Source organism: Flavobacterium sp. UBA7680, assembly GCF_002482975.1.
Classification (GTDB): Bacteria; Bacteroidota; Bacteroidia; order Flavobacteriales; family Flavobacteriaceae; genus Flavobacterium.
This window is the reverse complement of record NZ_DLHA01000032.1, coordinates 109,806-121,664: the sequence shown is the minus strand read 5'-3', so window position 1 is coordinate 121,664 and position 11,859 is coordinate 109,806. Positions and strand designations below refer to the sequence as shown.

The 11,859-nt window shown below is 34.1% G+C and carries 8 protein-coding genes; 5 read left to right on the top strand and 3 right to left on the bottom strand.

Annotated features, from left to right (window positions below):
* The first annotated feature begins 61 nt into the window (after positions 1–61).
* The 3 genes from B3C18_RS14575 to B3C18_RS14565 all read left to right on the top strand — a co-directional run bounded on the left by B3C18_RS14575 (position 62) and on the right by B3C18_RS14565 (position 7,236).
* Positions 62–3,451 carry a SusC/RagA family TonB-linked outer membrane protein gene (locus B3C18_RS14575; protein ID WP_291148010.1) on the top strand — a complete coding sequence of 1,130 codons (3,390 nt, stop codon included), beginning with the start codon at positions 62–64 and terminating at the stop codon, positions 3,449–3,451.
* Positions 3,452–3,469: 18 nt separating this feature from the next.
* Complete coding sequence (locus B3C18_RS14570; protein ID WP_291148008.1) at positions 3,470–5,005, top strand: RagB/SusD family nutrient uptake outer membrane protein; 1,536 nt, start codon at positions 3,470–3,472, stop codon at positions 5,003–5,005.
* Positions 5,006–5,412: 407 nt separating this feature from the next.
* Complete coding sequence (locus B3C18_RS14565; RefSeq protein ID WP_291148006.1) at positions 5,413–7,236, top strand: alkaline phosphatase; 1,824 nt, start codon at positions 5,413–5,415, stop codon at positions 7,234–7,236.
* A gap of 107 nt (positions 7,237–7,343) precedes the next feature.
* Here the strand turns inward: B3C18_RS14565 and B3C18_RS14560 are convergent, their stop codons facing one another.
* The 3 genes from B3C18_RS14560 to B3C18_RS14550 form a co-directional block, all read right to left on the bottom strand.
* A complete protein-coding gene (locus B3C18_RS14560) occupies positions 7,344–8,258 on the bottom strand; it encodes a helix-turn-helix domain-containing protein (RefSeq protein ID WP_291148004.1) in 915 nt (304 codons plus the stop codon).
* Between the two features lie 3 nt (positions 8,259–8,261).
* Positions 8,262–9,041 (bottom strand): SDR family oxidoreductase, encoded by a 780-nt coding sequence (locus B3C18_RS14555; RefSeq protein WP_291148002.1) that lies wholly within the window; start codon positions 9,039–9,041, stop codon positions 8,262–8,264.
* A gap of 88 nt (positions 9,042–9,129) precedes the next feature.
* Positions 9,130–9,678: an AAA family ATPase gene (locus B3C18_RS14550; RefSeq protein ID WP_291148000.1), complete on the bottom strand. Its 549-nt coding sequence runs from the start codon at positions 9,676–9,678 to the stop codon at positions 9,130–9,132.
* 221 nt (positions 9,679–9,899) lie between these two features.
* Here B3C18_RS14550 and B3C18_RS14545 point away from each other — a divergent pair, with 221 nt between their 5' ends.
* Together B3C18_RS14545 and B3C18_RS14540 are read left to right on the top strand one after the other, a co-directional pair.
* Positions 9,900–10,481, top strand: a complete 582-nt coding sequence (locus B3C18_RS14545) for an RNA polymerase sigma factor (protein WP_053472702.1) — start codon at positions 9,900–9,902, stop codon at positions 10,479–10,481.
* Positions 10,482–10,945: 464 nt separating this feature from the next.
* On the top strand, positions 10,946–11,794 hold the full coding sequence (locus B3C18_RS14540; protein WP_291147997.1) for a FecR family protein: 849 nt from the start codon (positions 10,946–10,948) through the stop codon (positions 11,792–11,794).
* Positions 11,795–11,859: the final 65 nt, after the last annotated feature.

Below are 11,859 nucleotides of genomic sequence, written 5' to 3'. Positions count from 1 at the left end.
AAAAATCTAAAATCAGAATTCTAAAATCTAAAATTAAAAGCCAATCTAAAATCCAAAAACTATGAATGAAAAACAAAAGCGGTACGTCGTAAAGTTTCAAAGCATTAAAAAAGCTATGTGGGCAAAAGTAATCTTATTTATTGCTTTGTTTTTTACCGGATTAATAAATGCCGGAAATATTGATTTTGATAAAAAAGTAACCTTAAAGGTAGAAAATGAAAGCTTGAAGAATGTTTTTCAAAAAATTGAAAATCAGGCTAATGTTCATTTTATGTACGAATCAAATCAAGTTAATACGAACCAGAAAATCAGTTTAAAACTTACGAACGTTAAACTGGAGCAGGCATTAGACAAAATATGCAGTAATTTTTCGCTTCGATATGAAATTGTAAGTAACAATATCGTTATTAAAAAAACGCAGAAAGTAGCCGGTTTAACAGATGATCAAAACAAAATCATTGTTTCGGGAACTGTTTTTGGCGGAGACGATAATATGCCATTGCCGGGAGTTGGAATTAAAGATAAAGGTTCTAATACAACAACGGCAACAGATTTTGACGGAACTTTTAAAATGGAAATAAACGCATCTGAAGCAGTACTTATTTTCTCATACGTAGGTTATGTAACACAAGAAATAAAAGTAACCAAATCAGAAAATATTACTGTAAAATTAGCAGCCGATATGAAACAGCTTCAGGAAGTTGTGGTTATGGGTTACGGAAGTGTAAAAAAGAATGAAGTTTTAGGATCTGTAGGATCTGTTTCTATGAAAGAAGCATCAAGCAGAACGTATAACAATGCCGGTGAATTATTGCAGGGAACTGTAGCGGGTGTTACCGTTATCAACGACGGAGGAGATCCAACAGCTTCTCCAACAATTAATATTCGTGGTATTGGATCTTTAAACGCAGAAACTCCGTTAATTGTTTTAGACGGAATTATCTACAGCGGTTCCTTAAATACTATAAACCCAAATGATATTGCTTCGATAAGTGTTTTAAAAGATGCGGCTTCGGCGGCGATTTACGGAGCGAGAGCTTCTGGAGGAGTTATTTTAATTACGTCTAAAAAAGGAATTTCAGATAAAATTAATGTAAACGTAAATTATCAGGGAGGTTTTCAAAATGTGGCTAAAAAACTAGATGTTTTAAACGCTGCAGAATATGCTGACGCCATGAATACTGCTAGAGATAATGCGGGTTTACCAAGAATTCCTGCTTTTGATCCTGCTTTTGAACCAACAGCAAGAACAACAAAAACAAACTGGATGGATGAAATTTTCCGCACAGGAGAAATTCAGGATTTATCTATTTCGATAAACGGAAAAACAGAAAAATCAAATTTCTTTCTTTCAGGAAGTTATAGAAGAAACGAAGGTATTTTGCTAAATACTTTTGGAAACCGTTATACTGTAAGAGCAAATACCTCTTTTAAACTGGCGCCAAATTTCACACTTGGAGAAAATTTATCATATTCCTTAACAGATGGTCAGTCTGCTAATACATCAAGTGCTTATACAGGAGCAATTTTAGGAGCAATTTTTTATCCGCCAAATGCAACAATTTACAGAGAAGATGGTTCTGGACAGTTTGGAGGAGTTCCTGAAAAATACATCGGTTCTTACGGAGACGTTATCAATCCCGTTGCTTACTTAAAAAGATTAGACAACAGAAACCCAATTTCTACAGTTTTGATCAATCCTTATGCAGAATGGGAAATTATCGAAGGTTTAAAAGTAAAATCAAACTGGGGTTATACAAGAATACAAGATAACGCAACAGATTTTACGGTTAAAATTACAGAACCTGGAAAAATATTCGACTTTAACAGATTGACGAAAAAGTCAATGACAACGACTGATTTATTGAGCGAGCAGACTATTTCTTATGAAAAATCATTAGGAAAACACAACTTTAAAGCTTTAGCTGGATATACGTATCAGGAAACAAAAAGAGATTATTACACGGTTGAAGGAACTGGATTTGATAACGAAGATCCGTCTCAGCGTTATTTGTTGAATGCTAAAGTAATTCAACAGACAGGAGCAGGTTTATCTGATGAAATTATTTCTTCTTATGTGGGAAGGTTAAACTATGATTTCAATCAAAAATATTTATTATCAGGAATTGTACGCCGCGACGGAACTTCAAAACTTTTACAAAATAATCGTTGGAAAGTGTATCCTTCAGTTTCGGCAGGATGGTTAATTTCTGAAGAAAGTTTCATGAAAAGCATTAACCCAATTGTAAGCAATTTAAAACTTCGTGCAAGCTGGGGACAAATAGGAAACTTAGGAAACCTTGGACCTTACCAGTTTAGTGTGCCTCTTACGCAAACATCAGCTTTAATTGGAGCAACTCCGGTAATTAATTATGGTTATGCCGAAAGTGAATTATCAAACCCTAATTTAAAATGGGAAAGCTCTGAGCAGACTAATATTGGTTTAGATTTTACAATGTTCAACAATACAATTGTAGGTTCTGTAGATGCTTATGTAAAAACAAACAAAGACATGTTAGTACGTGATCAGCTTCCTGGAGTTTCGGGAACGCCTCTTGGTAGAATCGTGAATTCTGGAGATGTAGAAAACAGAGGTCTTGAAGCAAGTTTGACATACCAAAAAACACGTGGAGAATTTAAATTTGATGTTACGGCAAACGCTGCATTTTTAACAAACAAAATTGTTTCTATTAAAGATGATTTAACTTCACTTGAACCTTTAAACTTAAGCCGAGTTCGTAGTTTACCATTAGCGAATATTTACCAAGTTGGAAGTCCGGTTGGAGCTTTTTACGGATATGCAACAGATGGTTTGTTCCAAAGTACAGCAGAAGCAAAAGCGTATGTAAATGCAAATGGAGTGGCGTATCAGCCAAATGCTGTTGCGGGAGATATTAAATTTAAAGATGAAAACGGAGACGGTGTAATTAACAACAGCGATAGAGTAGTGCTTGGAAGTCCGTTTCCTAAAACAACTTACAGTTTAAATGCGAACTTCAAATACAAAGGTTTCGATATGAATATCTTTTTTAACGGAGCGGCAGGAAACAGTGTTTTCAATGCTGTAAAACATACAGGTTTAAACGGTTCTTTCCCGGGGTACAACTTATTGGCTGAATCTAAAAATGCGTGGTCGCCAACAAATACAGATACTAATATTCCGGTTTTATCTTCTACAGACAACAACAATAACTTCGGAAGAATCTCTGATTTCTATATCGAAGATGCTTCTTTCTTAAGATTGAAAAACGTGTCGATAGGATATACAGTTAAAGAAAACTGGTTAAACGGAAAAGCAAAACTAAGATTCTTTATTTCTGGACAAAACTTGTTTACCATCACAAATTATTCAGGAATGGACCCAGAAGTTGGTCTTAGAAACTTTGGAATGGATGTAGGTAAATATCCACTTTCAAGAATTTATATGACTGGTGTAAACGCTACTTTTTAAAAATATAAAATAAACAAAATGAAAAAATTAAGTCTTTTATTATTGAGTTTTGTGCTATTGGTAAGCACCACAGCTTGCGAAAGTGAACTTGATGTTATTCCGCAGGGAGCGCCGTCAAGCGGAAATTTCTGGAAAACTCCGGCAGATGCACAAGCAGGAGTAAATTCGATTTATGCCTTGTATTCTGATGATAATATGTACGGTCGTGGTTTCTTTTGGTTAAACAACGCCAGCGACGATATCGGAACAAAACCAAGACAAAATGCAGAACGTATCAAAAATTTTATTGTTGACGGAGCAGAATCGGATACAAAAGATATCTGGAGACTTCACTACGAAATTATGAAACGCTGCAACGACGTAATCCGTAATATTCCGAATATTCCTTTGGATGAAAAAACAAAAAACGGAATGCTAGGCGAAGCTTATTTTAACCATGCTGTAATGCATTTAGAATTAGCGTACCATTATGGAGACGATCGTGCCGGAATTCCTATTCAGGATAGAGAAAACTTCACAAACGTTTACGTTCCGCGTGCTAAAAACGTTGGAGAAAACTACGCTTATATCGCTGCTGATTTAAAGAAAGCTGCTGATTTATTGCCATATTTTAATGAGCTTACACCAGACAATTATGGACGTGCACATAAAACTGCTGCGTGGGCTTATTTAGTTCGTACGTATTTGTATGCTAAAGATTGGGATAACGCTATAAAATATGCGAACATGATTGTTGCAAGTGGAAAACATAAACTGCTTGACAATTTTGAAGATGTTTTTAAAATTAAAAATAACTGGTCTACAGAATATATCTGGTCTGTAACTTCAAGTGCAGAAAATACAGGTCTTGGTTCAATTTTTCCTGGAGTTTGTTTAGAAGATAAAGGCTGGGGAGCTTACAATGGCTGGGGGAATTTTTATCCAACAAAAGAATTGTTTGATACGTACGATCCAACTGATAAAAGAAGAAGCGCTACAATACTTCAAAAAGGAGATAAATTCGTTTATTTTGGAGAAGAAGTAACTTTTAACGAAGGCAAAAACATTGTAAGTTCAAGTAACAGAACTGGTTATCAGTTTAAAAAATATATGGAGCCGTTTAGTTATCCAAAAACCAATTCGGGAGCTGTAGACATTCGTTATGTAAATGCAAACGGAGACAAACCTTCAACAGCTTTAAATGTTCCGCTTTTACGTTATGCCGATGTGCTTTTAATGTTGGCTGAAGCCAAATTAATGAAAGGTCAAAACGCAGATACTGAAATCAATTTGATTCGTCACCGTGCTGGTCTTGGCGATCTTGCCGGAGCAACATTGACTGATTTAAAAAGAGAAAGAAGATGCGAGTTAGCAGGTGAGTGGACAGACCGTCATTTTGATTTAGTGCGTTGGGGAGATGCAAAAGATGCTTATGCAAAACCGCTTCACCATTATAACGGAACTGTAATTTATCCGGCTCGTAATTTCAATCCGGCGATTCACCACGTGTGGCCAATACCACCAGATGAAATCGCAGTGAGTAAAGGAGCTTTGACTCAAAACCAAGGATGGTAGTATTTAATTATGAATTTTAAGTTATGAATTATGAATGCTTTATCCATAACTCATAACTCAAAATCTAATTAGTTTGTTTGTTTATTTTTTTTTACGCTGCAGGCTTGTTGTGGAGTCTGCAGATAGTAAAAAAATAATGGACAGCATTAAAAATATTATAAAACCAGTCTTTTTTGAAGGACTGGTTATTATTGTTTTTTTAGCCACAGATTAAAAGGATTAAAAAGGATTTTTTCTTTTGCCACGAATTACACGAATTCTCACGAATTATTTTTTTAATTCTTGCGAATAAAATTTGTGGAAATTCGTGTAATTCGTGGCAAAACCCTTCTACACAAAATAATTCAAAAATCATTTTAATCCTTTAAATCTGTGGCTAAAAACTAAAAGCTTTAATAAAAAAATCAATGAAAAAAATATTCACCCTTTTCTGCCTTCAATTCTTCCTGTTTGTACAAGCACAGGAATATAGTTCTTCTAACATACATTCGCATAATGATTATGCAAGTCCGCTTCCGTTTTACGGAGCGTATTCAAACGAAACCGGCGTTATCGAAGCCGATGTTTTTGTCGTAAATAATGAATTATTTGTAGCGCACAACTTTAAAGACATTGCGCCGCAGAATACATTAAAAAGCATGTATTTGGAACCACTTTCTTTAAAATTAAAAAGCTTAGGAAGTAAAGCTTACCCAAGCAACAAACCTTTGATTTTAATGATTGATGTTAAATCTGATGCCGATGCTACGTTGAAAGTTATTGCGCAGCAGTTAAAAACATTTCCTGACATTGTTGTAAATAAAAACATTAAAGTTGTTATTTCAGGAAACAGACCAAATCCAGCACAATGGAAAGATTATCCTGAATTTATTTATTTTGACGGAAGACTTAACGAAGAATATTCTCCAGAGCAATTAGCTCGTGTTGAAATGATCAGTGAAGATATAAAAGTGTTTACACCTTGGAACGGTAAAGGCGTTTTAACACAAGCCGATTTAGAAAAAATTCAGGCAGTGATTAAAAAAGTTCACAATCAAAATAAAAAAATCAGATTTTGGGGAACGGCAGACAACGTAAATACGTGGATGACTTTGATGAATTTAAAACTTGATTTTATTGGTACAGATAATGTTTCAGAGTTAACGCATTTCATCAATAATATCAAATCAACATTTTATCAAAATACAGAATTTCACCAGGCGTATATTCCTAAAAATGTTTCGACTTTCGCCAAAAAGAAACCTAAAAATGTAATTCTTTTAATTGGTGACGGAATGGGATTAACGCAGATTTATGCAGGTTACACAGCTAATAAAGGCCAGTTAAGTTTATTTAATATTCCAACGCAGGGACTTTCTATAACAAAAGCTTCTGACAGTTATATTACAGATTCTGCTGCCGGAGCAACCGCAATGGCAACGGGACATAAAACAAACAACAGATTTATAAGTGTTGATGAAAGCGGAAAACCTTTAGAATTAATTACGCAGCAATTGGCTAAAAAGAATTATAAAACAGCGATTATTTCAGCAGGAAATATCACAGATGCAACTCCGGCCGCTTTTTATGCACATCAGCCAGAAAGAAGTTATAACGAGCCTATAGCAAATGATTTCTTAAGCAATCCGTCGGATATTTTAATTGGCGGAGGAACAAAAGAATTTAAAGCCAGAAAAGACGGTAAAGATTTATATAAAGCATTAATCGAGAAAGGATATACTTTTTCAGATAAATTCAGCGCTTTAGATACTATTAAAAACAGCAAATTTGTTATTGCAGATGATGCAGCGGTAGTTTCAATGAAAAATGGAAGAGGAGATTTCTTAACTAAATCCTTTGCTAAAACGGTAAGTACTTTTGCAAAATCAAAAAATCCGTTTTTTATGATGGCCGAAGGTGCACAAATCGATTACGGCGGACATAGCAATAATGTAGAATATGTAGTTCGTGAAATGCTTGATTTTGACAAGTTAGTAGGGCAGGCAATGGAATTTGTAGATAATAATCCTGAAACTCTTTTAGTCGTTACGGCAGATCATGAAACAGGCGGACTTTCCTTAATCGACGGAAGTATCGAAAAAGGTTATGTTCACGGAAGTTTCAGCACAAACGATCATACAGCAGTTTCGGTTCCTGTTTTTGCATACGGAGCAGGAGCTCAGAATTTTGCTGGGGTTTATCAAAACACAGCCATTTATACTAAGATTATAGAACTGCTTAATACGAAGTAAAGTTCAAAAAAAAACAGCAGCAATAACCTCCAAATCTATTAGTTTTGGAGGTTATTTAGTTTTATGAAGCAAAGAATTTTAATAAATAGGACAGTGATTTTTTATTTCTAATTAAAAGAGTTTCTGAATTCTAAAGGAGTCAGATTTGTTTTAGTTTTAAACAGCTTACTAAAAGATTGTGGATGTTCGAACCCTAATTCATAAGCAATTTCTGTGGCCGATAAATCTGTCGTCGAAAGTTTTAGTTTAGCTTTTTCTATGACCTTTTGATGAATGTGCTGTTGGGTATTTAAGCCCGTTAAAACTTTAAGCAATTCACTTAAATAGTTCGATGACATATTGAGTTTTTCAGCAACTTTATGTACCGTTGGTAAACCGTTACTAGTCAGTTTTTCATCATTAAAATAATCGTTTAGAATATTTTCTAAATTTTCTAAAATTTGATGGTTCGTTTTTCTTCTTGTAAGGAATTGACGTTGATAAAATCGCTCAGCATAATTTAGCAAAACTTCTAGTTGCGCAATGATGATATCATGACTGAATTTGTCAATATTAGAATGGTATTCCTGCTTAATGCTTTCAAGAATATTATTAAGAACGCCTTCTTCTTTTTGCGAAAGAAATAAGGATTCATTAACCGAATAATCAAAATAGTTGTATTTCTTTATATTTTTTGCAAGCGAAGTATTCCAGAGAAAATCTGGATGAATCAGTAACATCCACCCAGAATGTTGTAATCTGGCATTTTGATCTATTTCGATTTTTAAAACCTGCCCCGGAGCCATAAAAAACATAATTCCTTCATCAAAATCATATTTTTGCTGACCGTAAAACAATTTATAATTCAAATTTCTTTTAATAGAAATCGAATAAAAATCAAAAACCACGCTTAAACTTTCCGGTAAATGCTGGATTTTCGAATAATCTACTATACTGATTAGGGGATTTTCAGGTAACGGAAGTCCCGCTTGCCTGTGAAATTCCGTTATAGATTTTATGTGAAATAGATTTGATTGTGCCATCTTTTATACCTGTTTTGCTTTTGCCTTTTCGATAGTTTTATCCATTACATTCAGGATAAAATTTGGGGCTAAGCGACTCATAAATTTAAGTATTTTAGCCAGTCCGGGCTTTATTTCTACTTTATTTTTTAATATTCCGTCTATAGCAATTTCAACCATTTTATCGACTTTCATATTCTGTTTTCTGTCGACAAATCCTTCAAAAGCATCGCCCAAAGGCGTTTCTGTTGCTGGCGGAGCAAGCTCAAAAACTTTAATATTTGTTTTCTTTAACTGAAGCCTTAATACCTGAGTATAAGAATGAATACCCGCTTTTGTGGCACTGTAAACAGGCGAGATAGGAAAAGGAACAAATGCCAAACCCGATGATACGTTTATAATTGCTGCTGACTTTTTTGTTTTTAGATGCGGTAAGAACTGGTGATTCATCCTGATTGGCCCGGACAAATTAATCCCTATTTCACGGGTAATATTTTCTAAATCCATACTGCTGTCATTCAAATCCAAATTACGCATAATTCCGGCATTATTGATAATAATATTCAATTCCGGAAATTGTTGAATAACGTCGGTATATAGTTTTTCTATTTCTGTTGGCTTACTAACATCACTTTGAAAAGTATAAATATTTGGAAATTGTTTTTTTGCTTTGTCCAATTTATCCAAATCGCGACCTGTAATAATAATATTTTTGACTTCTTTTTTAGTAAGTTGTCGAACAAATTCAAGTCCAATTCCGCTTGTTCCTCCTGTAATAAGGATTGTACTACCTTTTAATTCCATTTTTTTATGTTTTTATTGAATTCAAAGGTAAATAGCTGTCATTGATGGTTTGTAGCTAAAATCAGGTTTAGAGTAGTCAAAATCAGGTTTATGGCATAACATTTTGATTTTTTTTAATTATAAGCTCAATTCTTTGGCTTACGGTTAAATCGCCTGATATTTTTAGAATTGGTGATTCAAGAGTTGTTAACCAATTTTTATGAGCTTTCAGATTTCTGCTGGCAATTCCTTTACTATCATCATAATCACAAGCCCAAGCCATAAATTCCTCAAATTGTTTTATTCTTTCCGGTTGGGTAAAAATTACATTTCCATATCTTTCAAATTCTCTTTTCTTCAGCCTTTCCATTCTAATTTCTGGAGGAATGTATAAAAAGATTACTAAGTCAAAATCTGGAAAAACTTTTTCGCCCCACTCAAATATTGAACCTCCAAGAATCCAATTTTCCTGATTTTCGAGATCTGATTTTATAGTAGAATTTCTCTTGTCAGGATCTCTTCTTATGGTAAAAGGAGTTTCGGTTTTCTCCCAAAAATAGGCATCACTGTCAAAATAAGGTATGTCTAATTTTTTGGATAAGGCTTCACCAGTTGTCGTTACGCCGCTTCCGGATGCGCCAAAAATATGAATTTTCATTACGAAGAGTTACTTACTGATTTATACATCAAAATTACAAATCTTTTAATGATTTGCTAATACAGCGATTTTTAGAAATGCGGGAGCCTCTTGTAAAACCCTTTAAACACAGTAAACTGGTTTCAATATTAATAAATTATTAAATGACCAAATTGTAAAAAATAGGAATAAATGTTTATTATACTTTTGTAAGGGTCTTCTTTAACAATTAAAATTGCATTATGAGTTCTAATTTAATATTAAGGTTGCGTGCGGGAGATGATTCTTGTTTTAAGGAAATATATGAATTGTATCATTTTAAAGTTTTTTGTTTCGTCAAAAAATATACAGCGCAGCTTGCAGATTCAGAAGATGTAACGCAAAATGTATTTATTCATCTTTGGAAATACCGAGCAAAATTAGACCCAAACGTTACGCTCGAAGCCATTCTGTTTAAAAGTTCCAAACAGGAAATCTCAAAATGGTACAAAAAGCAAAACCGAATTTTTTCTGTAGAAGATGATCAATTGATTAAGGAACTCGACAGTGCCGCCGAACCTGATGAAGATATCAGTTCTCAGCTGGAAAAAATTGAATATCTGCTTAACAAAATTCCGGAAAAAAGAAGAAAAATTTTCAGCCTCCATAAATTTGAAGATCGCAGCTATAAAGAAATTGCGGTTGAAATGAATATGTCTCCAAGTGCTGTTGCCAACCAAATATCTAAAACTTTACAATTTTTAAAGAAAAACTCGGTAAAGAACCATGAACTTTATTGGTTTGCGCTTTTCTTTATAAGCCAGACTGAGTTTATTGCGTATTAGTTTGCCATTTCGAAATTCAGATTAGCAGAAAAGAGCCGAAGGTTCGGCCTATATTGTAGGGCCGGATTTTAATCCGGTTTACAAAGATTGGCGACAATATTGTCATTTCGACCGAAGGGAGACCCGAGCGATAGCGAACAGACGAAGTAAATCGCACGCGAAATTCGACAAAGATTGGTAATATGCTTCGTAAACCGGATTAAAATCCGGCCCTACAATATAAATCGAACCTTTGGTTCTTTTTTAAAATTCCGAAGGAATGATTCAGTGCTGTAGAAACGTCCCGATAGCTATCGGAATTAATCTGTTGATTTTTTTGTTTTCAATATTATGCTGCCAAATCTTCTCGCAGATTAAGAAAACGTTAATAGTAACAATACCCCGTGACATTTAAAAGAATGAAAATCTAATGTAGTTGAATCGGGGAGATTCGCGCATGATTTTTCGATTCTAAATAAATCTAAATGAGAAATAAAAAATTAAAAGAAGAATGGAATGCTATACCCAATAGAGGTATTCTTCCAAATGATACGGAAGCCCGAATGTGGGATAATATTCGAAAGGCGACAATTCATAAATATAGAAACCTTTACAATTGGGCTGCCGTGGCGTGTGCTGTAATTGTTCTTTCTATTGGAAGTTATCATTCTTTAAACCGATTAGATTTATCTAAACCTAAAATTACTTCAACCATAACTTTTAAAGACGATATACGTCTTATAACGCTGCCAGATGGTACAAGAGTTTGGTTGAATCAAAATACAGAAATAGATTATCCAGCAAAATTTTCAAAAAAGGAACGAAATGTAACTTTAAGAGGAGAAGCCTTTTTTGAAGTAAAGCGAGATGTTACACGTCCGTTTATTATTACTTCAGGAGCTGTAAAAACAACTGTTTTAGGAACTTCATTTAATGTTAAAGCCTACAATGATAACGATGCACAGGTAAGCGTAAGAACAGGAAAAGTAAAAGTAGAAAGCACACAAAATACGGTTTTCCTTGAAAGAGGTTACAGAGCCATATATGCCGAAAAAACGGCTACAGTTAATAAAGAGAAAACAAACAATTTTGAACCAGAGTGGAAAAAAGTTTTACTGTATGTTGATGGTTTAACTCTGGATGAGGTTATTACAACACTACAACGCGATCATAAGTTTACGGTGAATTATCTGGATGACGATTTAAAAAATCTAAAAATACAGGGAACTCTGGATACTCGACAAGGCTTTTATGAAACACTGCAAACCATTGCTTTTGCTTTAGAAATTCATATTAGTCCAGCCGGAAACAGCACTTATATAATCGGTAAATAAAATAAACAATAATTTATTGTCTTACAGCCATTATTATAAAATTACAAAATATTTAACGCAAAATA

Bases quoted from the DNA above. Each gene is read 5' to 3' on its own strand.
- B3C18_RS14575 (WP_291148010.1), top strand. From the start codon at position 62: ATGAATGAAAAACAAAAGCGGTACGTCGTAAAGTTTCAAAGCATTAAA.
- B3C18_RS14570 (WP_291148008.1), top strand. From the start codon at position 3,470: ATGAAAAAATTAAGTCTTTTATTATTGAGTTTTGTGCTATTGGTAAGC.
- B3C18_RS14565 (WP_291148006.1), top strand. From the start codon at position 5,413: ATGAAAAAAATATTCACCCTTTTCTGCCTTCAATTCTTCCTGTTTGTA.
- B3C18_RS14560 (WP_291148004.1), bottom strand. From the start codon at position 8,258: ATGGCACAATCAAATCTATTTCACATAAAATCTATAACGGAATTTCAC.
- B3C18_RS14555 (WP_291148002.1), bottom strand. From the start codon at position 9,041: ATGGAATTAAAAGGTAGTACAATCCTTATTACAGGAGGAACAAGCGGA.
- B3C18_RS14550 (WP_291148000.1), bottom strand. From the start codon at position 9,678: ATGAAAATTCATATTTTTGGCGCATCCGGAAGCGGCGTAACGACAACT.
- B3C18_RS14545 (WP_053472702.1), top strand. From the start codon at position 9,900: ATGAGTTCTAATTTAATATTAAGGTTGCGTGCGGGAGATGATTCTTGT.
- B3C18_RS14540 (WP_291147997.1), top strand. From the start codon at position 10,946: ATGAGAAATAAAAAATTAAAAGAAGAATGGAATGCTATACCCAATAGA.